Genomic DNA, 15,696 nt, shown 5'->3' with positions numbered 1-15,696 from the left:
CTAGGGTGGACCGCGCGGGACAGGGCCGCCGCCCCGGTCACCCAGGAAGTCGCATGAACCCCTTCGAGCGCCTTGTCCGGCGCTTCGGCCCGGCCGCACACTGGCTGGCGACCGGACTGCTGTACCTGCTCGCCGCCTCGGCGTTGGGCGTGGCCATCGGCGCAGACCTGGCCTTCGTGTCCTGCTGGCAGGCCTGGGTCGGACCCGCGGACGGCATCCTGCCGCTGGCCGCCACCTGGCTCGGCTACGGCCTGGCGTTCTTCGCCGGCGGCTTCGCCCTGCTGGTGGTGGTCGCGATGATGAACGCGGTGCTGCCAACCCGCGTCGGGCCCTACCAGGGAAGCTACTTCAGCCTCGCCACCCTGCCCTGGTGCCTGCACAACGGCCTGCTCTACGTCGTGCGCTACAGCTTCCTGCCCTTTGTCACGATCACGCCGTTCGGGCCGTGGTTCCTGCGCGCGATTGGCATGCGGATCGGCCGGCGCGCCTTCATCAACACCGAACTGATTTCCGACCCGCGGCTGATCCGGATCGGCGACGACGTGGTGATCGGCGGCTCCGTGCGCCTGTTCGCGCACTACGGCGGCGGCGGCCACCTGACCATCGCGCCGGTCGAGATCGGCGATCGCGCCACCATCGGCCTGGGCGCCACCATCATGGGCGACGTGCTCGTCGGCCCGGATGCGACGCTGCTGCCGCACTCGGTGCTGTTGCCCGGGTCGCGCGTCGGTGCCGGCGAAACCTGGGGCGGCGTGCCGGCCCGGCCGCTGAGCGACCGGGCCCGGGAGCGGCTCAGGGCAATCCGCGACGGCTCCGGCCGATGAAGGGACTCAGGCGGCGATGGCGAGCTCGAACGAGCGCACGCGCGCGGCGTGGTCGAAGAGATTGGCGGTGAGGATCAGCTCGTCCGGCTGGTGGCGCGCGACGAAGTCGGCCATGGCCGCGCGCACCGTGGCGGGCGAGCCCACCGCGCGGCAGGCCAGCGTGGCCTCGATCATGTGCCGCTCGGCCGGCGAGCAGTAGTCGTCGATGGCCGCGCCGCTTTCCAGCGGCGGCGGCACCAGGCCGGGCTGGCCCCGGCGCAGGTTCACGAAGGCCTGCTGCTGGGTGGTGAACAGGCGCGCGGCTTCCTCGTCGGTGTCGGCGACGACGACGTTCAGCGCCAGCATCGCGTGCGGCGCCGCCAGGCGCGACGACGGCCGGAACTCGCGCCGGTAGGTCGCCAGCGCCTGCCCGAGCAGGTCGGGCGCGAAATGCGAGGCGAAGGCGTAGGGCAGGCCCAGGGCCGCGGCGAGGCGTGCCCCGAACAGGCTCGAGCCCAGGATCCAGGCCTCGACGTCGACGCCCGCACCCGGCACGGCCTGCACGGCCTGGCCGGGCTGCACCGGCTCGAAGTAGCGCAGCAGCTCCACCACGTCGGCCGGGAACTCGTCCGCGCTCGCGTAGTAGCGGCGCAGCGCCCTGGCCGCGGCGGCGTCGGTGCCCGGCGCACGCCCCAGGCCCAGGTCGATGCGGCCGGGGAACAGCGTGCCCAGCGTGCCGAAGGCTTCGGCCGCCTGCAGCGGCGCATGGTTGGGCAGCATGATGCCGCCGGCGCCGACCCGGATGCGCGAGGTGCCCGCGGCGACGTGGCCGATCAGCACGGCGGTGGCCGCGCTGGCGATGCCGGGCATGTTGTGGTGTTCGGCCAGCCAGTAGCGCCGGTAACCCAGGCGCTCGGCGGCCCGCGCCAGGTCGAGCGTGTTGGCGAAGGTCTGCGCGGGCGTGCTGCCCACGGTGACCGGGGCGAGGTCGAGGATGGAGAGCGGGATCATGCCGCCAATGCTACGCCACAACGGAAAAGGCCCACGCGAGGTGGGCCTTTTCGCTTCGCCTGGGCGGCGGGGTTTACCACTCCACCTCGGCCATCGAGCAGTTCAGGCCCGAGCCGATGCCCAGCAGGGCGACGCGCTGGCCCTTCTTCAGGCGGCCCATTTCCTTGAGCTTGCTCAGCACGATCGGCACCGAGGCCGGGCCGATGTTGCCGTGCTCGTTGAAGATGGTCATCACCTTGGCCGGGTCGATGCCGAAGGCCTTGATGAAGGCCTGGGTGTGCACCTGCGAGACCTGGTGGATGACGAATTCGTCGAGCTCGTCCACCACCCAGCCCAGCGCCTGGCGGGCGGCGCCGAAGGTGGCGGTGGCCAGCTTCAGGCCCTCGATGAGCAGCATGCGGGTGTCGGTGACCATGCGGTCGAGGTTGCCGCGGCACAGGGTGTTCCACTGCGTCGCGGCCTTGGTGACGCCGCCCTTGTAGCGCGGCGCGTCCGGGGTGAGCTCGGTGCGCGAGAGCACCATGGCGGCGGCGCCGCAGCCCAGGGTGAGCGTGGCGAGTTCGTTGCGGAACTGCTCCTCGGTGACGTCCGGGCCGCTCAGGCGCTCGAGCGTCTTCTTGTACGCGAGGTTCGCGGTTTCGCCGTCGACGACCAGGGCGTATTCGATCTCGCCGCGCTCGATCATGCGGCTGGCGATGTCCATGCCGTTGATGAAGGCCAGGCAGGCGTTGGCGACGTCGAAGTTCTGGCAGTTCTCGCCCAGGCCCAGGTTGCCCGAGACGATCGAGGCGGTGGACGGCTCGAGGTAGTCGCGGCTGACCGAGGTGTTGACCAGCAGGCCGATCTTGCTGCGGTCGACGCCGGCGTCGGCGATGGCCTTCTCGGCGGCCAGGGTGGCGGCGTCGGAGGCCTGCATCTCGTCGTCCCAGAGGTGTCGGGCGTAGATGCCGGCGATGTCCTGCAGGACGTCGGTCTTGATCCCCAGCCGGTCCATGGTCGGCTTGAGCTGGGCGTTGATGTCGGCCGAGCTCAGGCGATGCGGCGCATCGATGTGCGCCAGGCCGGCGATGGAAACGTGCTTGAACAACATAAGCGGGCATGCCCAGCGTTGGGGAAACCCGTCAAAGTTACTCTTTTCGCCCTCCTGGCTCAACTTTCGGCGGCCCCGCGCGTGAAGGCCGCCGGGCCTCAATCCTCGATCGGATAGGTCTGCGCGCCATCCTCGCCGGCCGTGGCCGGACGGGCGGCCGGGGCGGCGCCGCGGCAGCGGAAGGCCAGGAAACGCTGCTCGCCGTCGTCGGGCTCGCCCTTGGGCTGCACCGTGTCGGCGCCCAGGCCGGGGGCCTCGTTGCGGGCCAGGGTCTCGAGCTCGTCGCGGACCCGGATGTCGTTGCGCTCGTAGGGCCCCAGCCGGTTGCGCACCGACACCGAGACCTCGCCGCGGCGTTCACAGGCCGACAGGTCCTGGCCGAAGGCGGCCACGCGCACTTCGGAGGCGCCCGGCGCCATCTTCACCCAGGTGCAGCCGGCGAGCGTGGCCAGCAGGGCGGCGGGAAGGATCAGCAGGCGCATGCAACGGTCTCCTTTGGAAAAGGCACGGGCGGGATTGTCGCCCCGCCCGTGCTTAACCGGCAATGTACCCGCCGGGGTTTACTTGCCGGCGACCGGGTTGCCGTCGGCGTCGATCACCTGCACCTCGCCCAGGCCGAGGGCGCGCACACCTTCCTCGATCTGCGAGAGGTCGCCCACCACCACCCAGGTCAGCGAACCGGGCTGGAGGGTGGCGGCGGCGGTGTTGACGATCTCCGGGGTCAGCGCCTCGATCTTCGCCTTGCGCTGCACGACGTAATCGTCCGGGCGCTGGTAGCGCACGATGCCGCCGATGGCGCCGAGCACGGCGTTGGCGGTTTCGTACGAACCGGGCAGGCTGCGGATCTCGGTGGCCTGGATCTTGGTCACCTCCTCCGCCTTCGCCGGCGCCTCGCCGGTGGCGTACTGGCTGATCTCGCGCTGCAGCTCGGCCATCGACTCGGCGGTCTTGTCGATCTGCACGGCCGCGAAGGCCATCCACGGGCGCTGGCCCCTGGCCGCCTGCACGAAGCTGTAGCTGCCGTAGGCCCAGTGCTTGTCCTCGCGCAGGTTCATGTTCAGGCGCGAGCTGAACTCGCCGCCGAGCACCGAATTGGCGATCTCGAACTCGGTGGCCTTCTCGTCCATCGTCGAGGGCGCCAGCTGGCCGACGAAGATGTTGGCCTGGATCGCGCCCGGCTGGTCGACCAGGAACACGCGCGGCGACTGCGGCAGTGCCACGGCGTCGATCGACGGCAGCGCCGGCGCCTCGCCCTGGCCCCGCCAGTTGCCCAGGTGCTTCTCGAGCACCGGCACGATCTCGTCGAGCGTGGTGTCGCCCACCACGATCAGGGTCGAGCCCTCGGGGCGAACGAAGTCGCGGTGGTAGGCCAGCAGGTCGTCGCGGGTCAGCGAGGCGATGGACGCCTCGTCGCCGGTGCCGCTGAACGGGATGGCGTAGGGATGGCCCTTTCCGTACAGCAGCGGCGGCAGCAGGCGCGAGGCGGCCGAGTTCGGGCGCGCCTTCTCCTGCCGGATCGAGGAGATCCAGCCCTGGCGCACGCGCTCGATCTCGGCGTCGTCGAAGCGCGGCATGCGCAGCATGGTGGCGAACAGCGCCACCGACGGGTCGAGGTTCTCCTTGAGCGCCGACAGGTAGGCGCTGGCGCCGTCGAGCGAGGCGCTGGAACCGAGGCTGGCGCCCAGGCGCTCGGCCTCGTCGCCGAACGCGAGCGCGCCGTACTTGCCGGCGCCCTCGTCGAGCATGCCCATGGTGAAGCTGGCGGTGCCGAGCTTGCGGCCCACGTCGGCGACGTAGCCGCCGGGCAGCTGCAGGCTCATCTGCACCACCGGCAGGCCCGGGCGCTCGGCCAGCACCAGGGTGGTGCCGTTCGACAGCTCGGCGCGCTTGAGCTCGGGGAACACCAGGTCCGGGAACTCGGTGGTCACCGGCGGGCCCTTGGAGCGGTCGACGTCGCTCGCCACGGTGGTGTACTTCGGGTCGGCCGCCGGCACTTCCGGCATGTCCGGGTGCGCGAGGCTCGCGTCCTCGACGGTGGGCACGCGCTCGCCCGGGGTGACCACGATGGTGTGGTCGCCGCGCGACAGCCAGCGCTGGCCGGCCGCCATCAGGTCGTCGGCGGTGGCGGACTCGATGGTGGCCAGGCTCTCGCGGAAGCAGCCCGGGTCGCCCATGTACACCGTGCACTCGGCCAGGGCATCGGCCTTGCCGCCGAAGCCGCCGATGCGCTCGATGCCGCGGATGAAGCCGGCCTTGAAGCTGGTGCGGGCCTGCTCGAGTTCGCTGGCGCTCGGGCCCTCGGTGATCAGGCGGCGCACTTCCTCGTCGATGGCCTTCTCGACCACGTCCGGGTCGACGCCGGCCTTCACGTCGACCTGGATGAAGAACAGGCCGCCGAGCTGGTTGCCCCAGGCGCCGGCGGAGACACGGTCGGCGATCTTGTCGCCGTGCACCAGGCGCTTGTCCAGGCGCGAGGCGCGCGAGCCGCCCAGCACCTGCGACACCAGCTGCAGGCGGTCGACGTCGGCCTGGCCGTATTCGGCGATGTTCCAGGCGCGGTAGACGCGGGCCTGCGGCACGCGGTCGGTAAACTCGTCGCGGGTCGAGTCGGTGCGCGCCGCCGGGTCGACCGCGGGCTGCGCCAGGGTCGGGCCGGCCGGGATGTCACCGAAGAAACGGGTGACCTTTTCCTTCGCGGTCGCGACGTCGATGTCGCCGGCCAGCACCAGCACGGCGTTGTTGGGGCCATACCAGGACTTGAAGAAGTTCTGCACGTCCTCGAGCGAGGCGGCGTCGAGGTCGGACATCGAGCCGATCACCGGCCAGCTGTACGGGTGGCCCTCGGGATAGCTGGCCTTGAGCAGGCGCTGGAAGACCTGGCCGTAGGGCTGGTTCTCGCCCTGGCGCTTCTCGTTCTGCACCACGCCGCGCTGCTCGTCGAGCACTTCCTGGGTGACCGCGCCGAGGAAGTGGCCCATGCGGTCGGACTCCATCCACAGCGCCATGTCGAGCGCGGTGGTGGGCACGTTCTGGAAGTAGTTGGTGCGATCGGAGTTGGTGGTGCCGTTCTGGTCGGTGGCGCCGACGAGCTCGAACGGGGTGAAGAACTCGCCCTTGTGGTTCTCGCTGGACTGGAACATCAGGTGCTCGAACAGGTGCGCGAAGCCGGTGCGGCCCGGCAGCTCGTTCTTGGCGCCCACGTGATACCAGACGTTCACCGCCACGATCGGCGCCTTGCGGTCGGTGTGCACCACCACGCGCAGGCCGTTGGGCAGGGTGAACTGCTCGAACGGGATGTCGGCCTGCACCGGCGCCGTGGCGGCGTCGTTGGCGGCATCACGGGCCTGGACGGGGGAGAGGGCGGCAACGGCGAAGCCGAGGGCCAGGACCAGCGCGCGCACGCGCGGGAGACGGGTCTGGGTCATGCGTGGGTTCCTGTCGTAGCGCCGGGACGTTCCCGGGGACCCTGCATCCTAGCTTGCCTTGACAGGCCATACACTAGGCCCAAGGGCATAGTCGGAGCATGGACGTGAAGCAATCGCGCACCGTCGTGGTCACCGGGGCCAATCGCGGCCTTGGCCTGGAATTCACGCGCCAGCTGCTTTCCCGCGGCGACCGCGTGGTGGCCGGCTGCCGCCAGCCCGGGCATGCCGACGAACTCACCCAGCTGGCCGCGGCCCATCCCGGGCACCTGCACGTGGCGCCGCTGGACGTGGCCGACGAACACTCGCGCCAGGCCTTCGCCGCCGAAGTGGCGGCGCTGCACCCGGCCATCGACCTGCTGGTCAACAACGCCGGCACGCTGGCCTCGGGCGAGCGCTTCGGCGCCCTCGACCCGCGCGTGCTGGAACACACGCTGCAGGTGAACACGATCGCGCCGCTGATGCTGGCGCAGTCGCTGGCGCCGCTGCTGGCGCGCGGCGTGCGGCCGCGGGTGTTCAACCTGTCTTCGCGCCTGGGCTCGATGGCGCTCACCCAGTCCTTCCAGACGCCGAGCTACAACATCAGCAAGGCGGCGCTGAACATGGCCACCGTGCTGATGGCGCGCGCGCTCAACCCGATGGGCATCGGCGTGCTCGCGGCCAGCCCCGGCTGGGTGCGCACCGACATGGGCGGCAGCAAGGCGCCGGTCACGGCCAGCGAGTCGGTGCACGACCTGCTCGAAATGCTCGAGCGGCGCGGCGACTTGGGCGCCGGCGAGTTCGTCGACCGCGACGGGGCGGCGCTGCCGTGGTGACGCGGGCGCCGGGCTGGGCGGCGACGCTGTCGGCGGCCCTGCTGTCGGCCGCCCTGCCGGCGTCGGCCTCGCTGCAGGAACAGGAAGGCCTGGCGCACGACCCCGACAGCGGCGCGCTGCTCTACCGTGAGCAGCACCTGCTCGAACACGACGAGGACGGGTTGCGGCGTCGGCTGGTGGTGTACCGCTGCGCCGACGGCACCGCCTTCGCGCGCAAGCAGGTGGACTACGGCGATTCGGCGCTGGCGCCGTCCTTCGATTTCGTCGATGCCCGCCTGGGCTACCGCGAGGGACTGCGCCGGGACGGGCAGGGCGGCGAGCTCTGGGTGCGCCGGCACGCCGACGGCGAGGAACGCCGCGCGCCGGTGGCGGGCGGCGAGGCGCTGGTGGCCGACGCCGGCTTCGACGAGTTCATCCGCCGCCGCTGGCAGCCCCTGGTGGCCGGCAAGCCGGTGCCGCTGCAGTTCGCCGTGCCGTCGCGGCTCGATGCCTACGACTTCACCGTGCGCCGGCGCGGCTCCGGCGAGGTGGCCGGGGAGCCGGCCGAATTCTTCCGGCTGCGCCTGGGCGGCCTGCTGGGCTGGCTGGCGCCGCACATCGACGTCGCCTACGGCCGCGAGAGCCGGCGGCTGCTGCGCTTCGAGGGCCTGAGCAACCTGCGCGACGAGCAGGACGGGGAACCGCTGCTGGCGCGCATCGACTTCCCGGCGCCGGCCGCGCCGGCCGCGGCCGGCCAGTGGCGGGCGCTGGAGGGGGAGCCGCTGTCCGCCTGTCGTGTCCGGCCCGGCTGACCGGACGCCACCTCCAACCGCAAGTCATTGATTGGCAAGGCCCCTGGGCTTGGCACGCTTCCTGCTGCATGAAGGGTGTCCCCGTCCCGCCCGGAACCCGCCATGAACCCCCGCACGCACCTGCATCGAAGCCTCGCCGCCTTGCCCCTGCTCGCCCTGGGGCTGGTGGCCACCCTGCACGAACCGCCCAGCCTGCCGCAGGTGCTCGAGGACGTCGTCTCGACCGGCCTGGCCTGCAGCGCCGGCCCGGGCCAGGCCGGCCCGCGCGGCCTGGCCCGCATGCCGGGCGACCTCGGCCTGCTGGCGCGCCGCCTGCACTGCTCGGGCTGAGCATCCCGGCGCGGCGCGCGGCGTCGATGCCGCGATAATGCCGCGATGCTCAACGTCATCCTGTTCCAGCCAGAGATCCCGCCCAACACCGGCAACGTGATCCGGCTGTGCGCCAACACCGGCGCCCACCTGCACCTGGTCGAGCCGCTCGGCTTCACGCTCGACGATGCGCGCCTGCGCCGCGCCGGCCTGGACTACCACGAGTTCGCCAGCCTGCGCTGCCATGCCAGCCTTGATGCCTGTCTTGCCGCGCTTGGCCAGCCGCGGCTGTTCGCGTTCAGCGCGCGCGCGAGCCGGCGCTTCGACCAGGTGGACTACCGCCGGAACGATGCGTTGCTGTTCGGCCCCGAGACGCGCGGGCTGCCCGACGACGCGCTGGCGGGCGTACCCGAGTCGCAGCGGCTCACGCTGCCCATGCGGCCCGGGCAGCGCAGCCTGAACCTGTCGAACGCGGTCGCCGTGGCCGTTTTCGAAGCCTGGCGCCAGCTCGGTTACACCGGCGCGCGCACCCATGACTGAAGACATGGTTAAGGTTCGATCAGCATCGGGTTAATCATTCGTTACGCTTCGATTCGGATACTGCGAGCAGCCCCGTCTTGCGGGGCGACCTCCCCCAATATCGGAAGTACAAGAATATGAAGCGTTCCCTCATTGCCCTCTCCCTGGCCGCCCTGCTGCCGCTGTCGGCCCAGGCCGACGACAAGCTGAGCTACACCTACGTCGAAGCCGACTACATCAACGTCGACGGCGATGCCGACGGCTTCGGCGTGCGCGGCTCGTTCGAGTTCGGCCAGTCCGGCTTCTACGGCTTCGGCGGCTACAACACCGTCGAGATCGACAACACCAGCATCGACGTCGACTCCTACGACCTGGGTATCGGTTACGCCCACGGCATCTCGGACAACGCCGACCTGATCGCCGAGCTCGCCTACCTGAACTCGGACGTCGACGGCCTCGGCGACGCCGACGGCTACCGCGCCTCGGTCGGCCTGCGTGGTTCGTTCTCCGAGAACTTCGAGGGCCTGGTCAAGGCCAACTACGTCGACGGCGACGAGTTCGACGGCGACTTCAGCGGCACCATCGGCGCCCAGTACAAGTTCAACCAGACCTGGGGCCTGGTGGGCGAGGTCGAGTTCGCCGACGGCGGCGAGTCCTACCTGTTCGGCGTCCGCGCCAGCTTCTGATCCCCCACGATCGGCAAGCGTGGAAAGCCCGGCTTCGGCCGGGCTTTCTTTTTGCGGTTGCCGGGATGGGGAGGCGCGCCGCGCCTCAGAACAGGCCTTCGGGGAACTCGGGCTTCTGCTCGCGGGCCAGCAGCATCTTCAGGCCTTCGACCGGCGTGATCGTGCCGTGCAGCACTTCGCGCACCAGGGCCGAGATCGGCAGTTCGATGCCATGGCGTTCGGCCAGGCGCATCACTTCGTCGGCCGTCTGCACCGACTCGACCACCTGGCCGATGGCGGCCACGGCTTCGGCGATCGACTGGCCGCGTCCGAGCGCGAGGCCCAGGCGGCGGTTGCGGGAGAGGTCGCCCGTGCAGGTCAGCACCAGGTCGCCGAGGCCGGCCAGGCCCATCAGGGTCTCGGCCTTGCCGCCGAGCGCCAGGTTCAGGCGCAGCATTTCGTTCAGGCCGCGGGTGATCAGGCCGGCGCGCGCGTTGAGGCCCAGCTGCATGCCGTCGGCGACGCCGGTGGCCACCGCCAGCACGTTCTTCATCGCGCCGCCGAGTTCGGCGCCGAGCATGTCGTTGCCGGTGTAGGCGCGGAAGGTCGGGCCGTGCAGCGACCCGGCCACCGCCTGCGCGAAAGCCTCGTCATCGGAGTGCACGGTGACGGCGGTCGGCAGGCCCATCGCCACTTCCTTGGCGAAGGACGGGCCGGTGACCACGGCCAGCGGCACGTCCGGGCCCAGGGCCTCGCCGGCGACCTCGTGCAGGAAGCGGCCGGAGCCCGGTTCGAAGCCCTTGGTCGCCCAGGACACGCCCGCGCCCTTGCGCCGGTGCGACGCCAGCGCGTGCAGGGTTTCGGTGAAGGCGTGGCTGGGCGTGACCACCAGCACCAGGTCGGCATCGGCCACGGTGGCGGCGATGTCGGTGCTGGCCCGCAGCGATTCCGGCAGCGGGATGCCCGGCAGGTAGCGCGGATTCTCGTGCTGGCCGGCGATCGCCGCGATCTGGGCGGCGTCGCGCCCCCAGATCGTGGTCGGGTGGCCGTTGCGCGCCACCAGGCTGGCCAGCGCCGTGCCCCAGGAACCACTCCCGAGCACGGCGACCGACGGCTTGGCCGGGTTCATCGGCGGCCGGTCCGGATCAGGCGTTGCCGGCCCCGGGGGCCTGGTTGGCCTGGACCTGCTCGGCGCGGCGGCGCAGGCCTTCGGCGTACAGGGCCTCGAAATTGATCGGCTGCAGGTAGAACGGCGGGAAGCCACCGGAAGCGACCAGGTCGCCCACGGTCTGGCGCACGTACGGGAACAGCACGTTCGGGCAGTAGGTGCCGAGCATCATGTCCAGGGTGCGCTCGTCGAAGCCGGCCAGCTGGAACAGGCCGGCCTGCTGCACTTCGGCCAGGTAGATGGTCTTGTCGGCCAGCTTGCAGGTGACGGTCACTTCCAGCACCACCTCGAACAGGCTCTCGGCGACGCGGCCGACCTTCTGGTTGAGGTTGAGCTCGAGCTGCGGCTGGCCGGGCTCGTTGAAGACCTGCGGCGCGTTCGGCACCTCGAAGGAGATGTCCTTGACGTAGATCTTCTGGATGGTGAACTGCGCCTGCTGCTCGTTCGCGGCGACGGCGCCGTTGTTCTGCTCGGCCATGGTGGAACTCCGGGAAATGAGTGAAATCGTGGAAAGACCGGCGATTATCGCATGCCGGCCGGAGCCGGGCGAAAGCGCCGGACGGGTGGCCTCAGGCCTTGCCCTTGGCCAGCGGCAGGCCGGCCTGCTGCCAGGCGCCGATGCCGCCGTCGAGGATGCTCACGCGCTTGAAGCCGGCCTTGACCAGCCTGCCGGCCACGCCCGAAGCGGTGATGCCGGCGGCGCAGACCACGACCACCGGCGACTCCTTGGCCTTGGCCAGCAGCTTGCCCTCGGGGTCGACCTGGCTCGGCAGCAGGTGCCTGGAGCCGATGATGTGGCCCTTGTCGAACTCGCCCTGGCCGCGGATGTCGATCACCAGCGCGCTTTCGCGGTTGATCAGGTCGGTGAGCTGCGCGGGCGAGATGCCCTTGAAGCCGCGGAACAGGCGGGCGACTTCGGTGAACACCAGGGCCACGGTGAGGCCGGCGAACACCAGCGACAGCACCAGGTTGGCTTGGAAGAATTCGATCAGGCGATCCATGGGCGACGGTTCGGCACGGCTGGGGGCCGGCCATTATGGGGCCGGCGGGGCCGCCGGCCAAACCGGTCAGCGCGCCGCGTCGAGGTCGGGCAGGCCGCTGGCCAGCCACCAGCGCTTGGCGTCGGCGTCCCAGCGCCAGCGCTGGCGGTCGGTGATCAGCTTCTCGACCTGGGTGTTGCGGTTGACCACCCGGATCTCCACGACCTGCTCGTACTCGCCGTCGGCCGGCTCCCTGGCCGACTTGACCTCGTAGCCGGAGACCTGGAACTGCCGGTAGCGCTCGCGCTCGGCGTCGGTCAGGGGATTGCCGGAGCGGCGCTGAGGCTCGAGGAACTCGTAGGCGGCGTCGAAGTCGCTCCAGCGCACCGCGCTGACGTAGTGGTAGAGCGTCTGGTCGCGGGGGCTGCGCTGGCCGCCGGCGGCGGCGCAGGCCGCGAGCACGAGCACCAGGCAGGACAGGACGAGCGTGCGCAGGATCCGGTTCATGCCCGCATTATGCCCATCCCGCGCCCGGATGCTCACCCGGGCCGCAGGGCCGCGAATCGGCCGCTGAGCTCGGCCGCGCTGGCCTCGCCGGCGCCGGGCACGCGCGCCAGCACCGTGGCGCGGGCGCGGCCGCGGCTGGCCCAGGCCGACAGCACCGCCGGCCAGTCCACCTCGGGCGCCAGCCAGGCTTCCGCCTCCAGGTCGCCGTACACCGGCGCCAGGTAGCGCACCTGGCTGTCGGCCACGTAGACGTCGGCGCGGATGCCGGCCTGCTGCAGCTTCAGGGTCAGCAGGCCCCAGCCGGCCAGGGTCATCAGGCTGGTGAGGCTGCCGCCGAAGGCGCAGGCCTTGTCGTTGACGTTGCTGGCCAGCGGCGCGCGCAGGCGCAGGCGCTCGCCGTCGAAATGCACGGCGCGCACCTGCATCGCCGCCACCGGCGGCATCGCGTCGAAGTGGGCGTTGAGCTGGTCGAGCAGGTCCATGCGATGCCGTTTCCGTGTGGCTGTGCCAAGCTGTCGCCATGGACAAGAGCTCGTCCACGCCAGCGCTGGCCGGATGGTACGTCATCTCGCTGCGGCCCTCGGGCAGCCACGCGCCGGTGCGCCGGGCGGCCTCGGGCCGCGGCGCCCGCGTGCTTTCGATCTCCACCCTGGCGCTGCGGCCGCAGCCTTCGCTGCCGGCCCTGCAGGTGGCGCTGGCCTGTCCGCTGGTGGTGGTCACCAGCCCGGCGGCGGTGCAGTTCGCGCGCCGGCAACTGCCACTTTCGGCCGCACCGGGGCAGCGCTGGCTGGCGCTGGGCGCCGGCACGGCCGCCGCACTCGAGCGGGTGGGCGTGCCCGGCGCGATCTTCCCGGCCGAAGGCACCGATTCCGAAGCGCTGCTGGCCCTGCCCGAACTCAAGCCGCCGCCGTCGGCGGTGGGCCTGGTGACGGCGCCGGGCGGGCGCGGCCTGATCGCCGAAACCCTGGCCCAGCGGGGCGCGCAGATCCACCGCGCCAACGTCTACCGGCGCATCGCCGTGCATCCGAGTGCCGCGCGCCTGCGCCGGCTGCGCACCCTGCCCCGGGAAAGCGCCCTGCTCGTTTCCAGCACCGAAGCCTTCGACGGCCTGTGGCAGCGGCTGGACGAGACCGGTCGCGAGGCGCTGCGCGGGCGGGCGGCCGTGGCCAGCAGCCCGCGCCTGGCGGCGCACCTGGCCGAGCTGGGTTTCAGGATGATCGTGCTCGCCCCGGGCGCGGCGCCCGACAGCCTGCTCGACGCACTGGCCGCCGATGTTGCCCGAGGGCGCTTCCGGTAGGATTGGCGGCGATTCCCGCGTTGATGCCCCCCCGTGGACACCGAGCACGACGACACCCCTGATCCCCGCAAGACCCGCCGCGGCCCCGGCGTCCTGGCCTGGCTGCTGGCCCTGCTGGTGCTGGTGGCGCTTGCCGCCGGCGGCGCCTGGTGGTGGAACCAGCGCGGCGCGCCCGCCGAGGCCGGCCCGGACCTGAGCCCGGAGGCGCTGGACGCGCGCCTGCTCGAGGCCGAGCAGGCCATCGCCTCGCTGCGCCGCAACCAGCAGGGCATCGAGCAGCGCCTGGGCGACACCCAGGCCCGCACCAGCCTGCTGCGCGAAGAGGTGCTCGGCGTGGGCCAGCGTGCGGCCATCCTCGAGGACAACCTGCGCGAACTGTCGACCCAGGCCGCGGAAGGCGCCCAAGCCCTGCGCCTGGACGAAGTGGAGCTGCTGCTGGGCCTGGCCCAGGCGCGGCTGGCCGCCGATGGCGACACTGCCGGCGCGATCCGCGCCACCGCACTGGCCCAGCAGGCGCTGGCGCCGCTGACCGACCCGCAGTTCATCAGCCTGCGCCAGACCATCGGCCAGGAGCTGGCGGCACTGCGCGCCCTGCCCGAGGACCCGCGCAACCTGGCCGCCGGCGAGCTCGACGCGCTCGAAACCACCCTGCCGCGCCTGGCCAGCCGCGCCCCCGGCGCGCCCCCGGCCGCCGGCGAAAGCGGCAGCGGCTGGCAGCGGGTGCTCGACGCGGTCGTGCAGGTGCGTCCGAGCTCGAGCCAGGACCTGATTTCCCCGGCCGACCGCGCCACCGGCGAAGCCACCCTGGCGCTGGAGCTGGCCCTGGCCCGCACCGCGCTCGAGCGTCGCGACGACGGCGCCTTCCAGGCCAGCCTGGTGCGCATCGACCAGTGGCTGCAGCGCCTGTACGCCGACGACGCCCTGCTGCGCGAGCGCCGCGAGCGGCTGTCGGCGCTGGCCGGCCGTTCGCTCGCGCCGCCGCTGCCCGACCAGGGCGCCGCCCTGCAACAACTGCGCGACCTGCGCCGCGGGCGCGCCGCGCCATGAACCTCTACCGCAGCCTGCTGTGGTGGCTGGCGCTGGCGGTGCTCGGCGCGCTGGCCTGGCACTGGTTCTCGCAGGACCTGGGCGACGTGGTGGTGCGCTTCCGCGGCCTGACCTACACCACCACGCTGGCCTACTTCGTGCTCGCCTGGGGCCTGCTGTGGTTCGCGCTGTGGGCGCTGTGGTGGCTGCTGCGGCTGCCGTTCCGGGCCTGGCGCCGGCACGCGCACCGGCTGGCGCGCAACCGCCTGGTCAGTGGCCTCGAGGCCCTGCACCAGGGTCGCTGGCAGCGTGCCGAACAGCTGCTGGCCAAGGCCGCCGCCGATCCGGCGCTGCGCACCCCGGCCCTGCTGGGCGCGCGCCGTGCCGCCGCGACGCGCGGCGACGCCGAGGCCGTGGCTCGCCACCACGCCGCGCTGCTGGCGCACGACGCCGGCGCCGCCGCGCTCGACCAGGCCGAACGCCTGCTCGCCCAGGGCAAGGCCGCCGAAGCGATTGAGGCCCTGGCGAGCCAGCCGGGCGCCAATTCGCCGCGCGCCGGCGTGCTGCGCGCCGAGGCCCTGGTGGCCACCGATCGTGCGCTCGAGGCCCAGTCCCTGCTCAACACCCTGCGCCGCGACCAGGCGCTGGAAGCCGAGGCCCTGGCGGCGCTGGAAGTGCGCATCGCCGCAGCCACGCTGACGCAGGCCGCGGGCGCCGACGAACTCCAGCAGCGCTGGCATGCGCTGGCGGAGCGGCTCAAGACCTCGGCACCGGTGGCCAGCGCCTTCGCGCTGCGCGCCTCGGCGCTGGGGCTGGAGGACACCGGGGCGCACGCCGTCGCCGATGCGCTGGAAGCGAACTGGGACGAATCACTGGCCGCGCTCTACGGCCGGCTGCCGCCGGGCCGCGACGGCAAGCGCCTGGGCCGCGCCGAAGGCTGGCTGGCCCAGCATCCCTCCAGCCCGGGGCTGCTGACCGCGCTGGGCTGCCTGTGCCGCGAACAGGCGCTGTGGGGCAAGGCCGAGGATTTCCTGCATCGCGCGCTGGCGCAGGGCGCCGGTGCCGACGCCTGGGAAAGCCTGGGCCACGTGTTCACCGCCCAGGGCGATGCCGGCAAGGCGCAGATCGCCTACGCCAATGCGCTGCGGCTTGGCCGCGGCGAGCCGCCGCTGGCGCTGGGCGGCCGCAGCCTGCGCGAGCAGATCGCCGACCAGGCGGTGGCGGAAGTGCGCAACGCGCACGGCATCCCGCTGCTCCCGCCCTGAAATGCGAGGGATCGGAGGTAATCAGGCG

The 15,696-nt window shown here is 72.1% G+C and carries 17 protein-coding genes and 1 pseudogene; 9 read left to right on the top strand and 9 right to left on the bottom strand.

Translation table 11 applies throughout. The features are described 5' to 3' along the window. The first annotated feature begins 53 nt into the window (after positions 1 to 53). Positions 54 to 824: a hypothetical protein gene (locus tag C6N40_RS06915; protein ID WP_106990285.1), complete on the top strand. Its 771-nt coding sequence runs from the start codon at positions 54 to 56 to the stop codon at positions 822 to 824. A gap of 6 nt (positions 825 to 830) precedes the next feature. On the opposite strand, the gene C6N40_RS06910 is transcribed toward C6N40_RS06915, so the two are convergent. The 4 genes and pseudogenes from C6N40_RS06910 to C6N40_RS06895 form a co-directional block, all read right to left on the bottom strand. Next, positions 831 to 1,814, bottom strand: a complete 984-nt coding sequence (locus tag C6N40_RS06910) for an LLM class flavin-dependent oxidoreductase (RefSeq protein ID WP_106990284.1) — start codon at positions 1,812 to 1,814, stop codon at positions 831 to 833. A gap of 73 nt (positions 1,815 to 1,887) precedes the next feature. Then, positions 1,888 to 2,904, bottom strand: coding sequence for a 3-oxoacyl-ACP synthase III (locus tag C6N40_RS06905; RefSeq protein ID WP_106990283.1), 1,017 nt, complete (start codon positions 2,902 to 2,904; stop codon positions 1,888 to 1,890). 167 nt (positions 2,905 to 3,071) lie between these two features. Next, a pseudogene (locus C6N40_RS06900) lies at positions 3,072 to 3,386 on the bottom strand (DUF4156 domain-containing protein); the annotation flags it as partial. Positions 3,387 to 3,464: 78 nt separating this feature from the next. Next, a complete protein-coding gene (locus C6N40_RS06895) occupies positions 3,465 to 6,329 on the bottom strand; it encodes a M16 family metallopeptidase (protein ID WP_106990281.1) in 2,865 nt (954 codons plus the stop codon). A 98-nt stretch (positions 6,330 to 6,427) separates the two neighbouring features. Here C6N40_RS06895 and C6N40_RS06890 point away from each other — a divergent pair, with 98 nt between their 5' ends. From C6N40_RS06890 to C6N40_RS06870, 5 genes are all read left to right on the top strand, one after another. Beyond that, a complete protein-coding gene (locus C6N40_RS06890) occupies positions 6,428 to 7,141 on the top strand; it encodes an SDR family oxidoreductase (RefSeq protein WP_106990280.1) in 714 nt (237 codons plus the stop codon). After that, a complete protein-coding gene (locus C6N40_RS06885) occupies positions 7,138 to 7,932 on the top strand; it encodes a hypothetical protein (RefSeq protein WP_106990279.1) in 795 nt (264 codons plus the stop codon). Before C6N40_RS06890 ends, C6N40_RS06885 begins: the two co-directional genes overlap by 4 nt. A gap of 102 nt (positions 7,933 to 8,034) precedes the next feature. Further along, the gene (locus tag C6N40_RS06880; RefSeq protein ID WP_106990278.1) at positions 8,035 to 8,262 is read left to right on the top strand and encodes a hypothetical protein; all 228 of its coding nucleotides are present in this window, start codon (positions 8,035 to 8,037) and stop codon (positions 8,260 to 8,262) included. A gap of 45 nt (positions 8,263 to 8,307) precedes the next feature. Beyond that, positions 8,308 to 8,781, top strand: coding sequence for a tRNA (cytidine(34)-2'-O)-methyltransferase (locus C6N40_RS06875; protein ID WP_106990277.1), 474 nt, complete (start codon positions 8,308 to 8,310; stop codon positions 8,779 to 8,781). Between the two features lie 116 nt (positions 8,782 to 8,897). Beyond that, positions 8,898 to 9,446: a diffusible signal factor-reguated Ax21 faimly protein gene (locus C6N40_RS06870; RefSeq protein ID WP_106990276.1), complete on the top strand. Its 549-nt coding sequence runs from the start codon at positions 8,898 to 8,900 to the stop codon at positions 9,444 to 9,446. 85 nt (positions 9,447 to 9,531) lie between these two features. Here the strand turns inward: C6N40_RS06870 and C6N40_RS06865 are convergent, their stop codons facing one another. From C6N40_RS06865 to C6N40_RS06845, 5 genes are all read right to left on the bottom strand, one after another. Beyond that, positions 9,532 to 10,554 (bottom strand): NAD(P)H-dependent glycerol-3-phosphate dehydrogenase, encoded by a 1,023-nt coding sequence (locus C6N40_RS06865; RefSeq protein ID WP_106990275.1) that lies wholly within the window; start codon positions 10,552 to 10,554, stop codon positions 9,532 to 9,534. A gap of 16 nt (positions 10,555 to 10,570) precedes the next feature. Beyond that, positions 10,571 to 11,071: a protein-export chaperone SecB gene (gene secB / locus C6N40_RS06860; protein ID WP_106990274.1), complete on the bottom strand. Its 501-nt coding sequence runs from the start codon at positions 11,069 to 11,071 to the stop codon at positions 10,571 to 10,573. 91 nt (positions 11,072 to 11,162) lie between these two features. Continuing rightward, complete coding sequence (locus C6N40_RS06855; RefSeq protein ID WP_106990273.1) at positions 11,163 to 11,594, bottom strand: rhodanese-like domain-containing protein; 432 nt, start codon at positions 11,592 to 11,594, stop codon at positions 11,163 to 11,165. A 66-nt stretch (positions 11,595 to 11,660) separates the two neighbouring features. After that, positions 11,661 to 12,080, bottom strand: coding sequence for a hypothetical protein (locus C6N40_RS06850; protein WP_106990272.1), 420 nt, complete (start codon positions 12,078 to 12,080; stop codon positions 11,661 to 11,663). A gap of 32 nt (positions 12,081 to 12,112) precedes the next feature. Beyond that, complete coding sequence (locus C6N40_RS06845; RefSeq protein WP_106990271.1) at positions 12,113 to 12,562, bottom strand: YiiD C-terminal domain-containing protein; 450 nt, start codon at positions 12,560 to 12,562, stop codon at positions 12,113 to 12,115. A gap of 38 nt (positions 12,563 to 12,600) precedes the next feature. Between C6N40_RS06845 and C6N40_RS06840 the strand changes: the two genes are divergently transcribed. Genes C6N40_RS06840 through C6N40_RS06830 form a run of 3 tightly spaced genes read left to right on the top strand, consistent with a single transcriptional unit; the run spans position 12,601 to position 15,668 of the window. Continuing rightward, the gene (locus C6N40_RS06840) at positions 12,601 to 13,377 is read left to right on the top strand and encodes a uroporphyrinogen-III synthase (RefSeq protein WP_106990270.1); all 777 of its coding nucleotides are present in this window, start codon (positions 12,601 to 12,603) and stop codon (positions 13,375 to 13,377) included. Between the two features lie 33 nt (positions 13,378 to 13,410). Further along, a complete protein-coding gene (locus tag C6N40_RS06835; protein WP_106990269.1) occupies positions 13,411 to 14,424 on the top strand; it encodes a uroporphyrinogen-III C-methyltransferase in 1,014 nt (337 codons plus the stop codon). Continuing rightward, entirely contained in the window at positions 14,421 to 15,668 is a 1,248-nt protein-coding gene (locus C6N40_RS06830; RefSeq protein ID WP_106990268.1) for a heme biosynthesis protein HemY, read from the top strand. The genes C6N40_RS06835 and C6N40_RS06830 overlap by 4 nt, the downstream gene beginning before the upstream one ends. The last annotated feature ends 28 nt before the right edge of the window (positions 15,669 to 15,696 follow it).

The organism is Arenimonas caeni (assembly GCF_003024235.1).
GTDB classification, from domain to species: domain Bacteria; phylum Pseudomonadota; class Gammaproteobacteria; order Xanthomonadales; family Xanthomonadaceae; genus Arenimonas; species Arenimonas caeni.
This window is presented reverse-complemented; position numbering and strand designations above follow the sequence as displayed.

What these genes read in the sequence shown, in the direction of transcription:
- C6N40_RS06915 (WP_106990285.1), top strand. Translation starts at nt 54, where the DNA reads ATGAACCCCTTCGAGCGCCTTGTCCGGCGCTTCGGCCCGGCCGCACAC.
- C6N40_RS06910 (WP_106990284.1), bottom strand. Translation starts at nt 1,814, where the DNA reads ATGATCCCGCTCTCCATCCTCGACCTCGCCCCGGTCACCGTGGGCAGC.
- C6N40_RS06905 (WP_106990283.1), bottom strand. Translation starts at nt 2,904, where the DNA reads ATGTTGTTCAAGCACGTTTCCATCGCCGGCCTGGCGCACATCGATGCG.
- C6N40_RS06895 (WP_106990281.1), bottom strand. Translation starts at nt 6,329, where the DNA reads ATGACCCAGACCCGTCTCCCGCGCGTGCGCGCGCTGGTCCTGGCCCTC.
- C6N40_RS06890 (WP_106990280.1), top strand. Translation starts at nt 6,428, where the DNA reads ATGGACGTGAAGCAATCGCGCACCGTCGTGGTCACCGGGGCCAATCGC.
- C6N40_RS06880 (WP_106990278.1), top strand. Translation starts at nt 8,035, where the DNA reads ATGAACCCCCGCACGCACCTGCATCGAAGCCTCGCCGCCTTGCCCCTG.
- C6N40_RS06875 (WP_106990277.1), top strand. Translation starts at nt 8,308, where the DNA reads ATGCTCAACGTCATCCTGTTCCAGCCAGAGATCCCGCCCAACACCGGC.
- C6N40_RS06870 (WP_106990276.1), top strand. Translation starts at nt 8,898, where the DNA reads ATGAAGCGTTCCCTCATTGCCCTCTCCCTGGCCGCCCTGCTGCCGCTG.
- C6N40_RS06865 (WP_106990275.1), bottom strand. Translation starts at nt 10,554, where the DNA reads ATGAACCCGGCCAAGCCGTCGGTCGCCGTGCTCGGGAGTGGTTCCTGG.
- secB (WP_106990274.1), bottom strand. Translation starts at nt 11,071, where the DNA reads ATGGCCGAGCAGAACAACGGCGCCGTCGCCGCGAACGAGCAGCAGGCG.
- C6N40_RS06855 (WP_106990273.1), bottom strand. Translation starts at nt 11,594, where the DNA reads ATGGATCGCCTGATCGAATTCTTCCAAGCCAACCTGGTGCTGTCGCTG.
- C6N40_RS06850 (WP_106990272.1), bottom strand. Translation starts at nt 12,080, where the DNA reads ATGAACCGGATCCTGCGCACGCTCGTCCTGTCCTGCCTGGTGCTCGTG.
- C6N40_RS06845 (WP_106990271.1), bottom strand. Translation starts at nt 12,562, where the DNA reads ATGGACCTGCTCGACCAGCTCAACGCCCACTTCGACGCGATGCCGCCG.
- C6N40_RS06840 (WP_106990270.1), top strand. Translation starts at nt 12,601, where the DNA reads ATGGACAAGAGCTCGTCCACGCCAGCGCTGGCCGGATGGTACGTCATC.
- C6N40_RS06830 (WP_106990268.1), top strand. Translation starts at nt 14,421, where the DNA reads ATGAACCTCTACCGCAGCCTGCTGTGGTGGCTGGCGCTGGCGGTGCTC.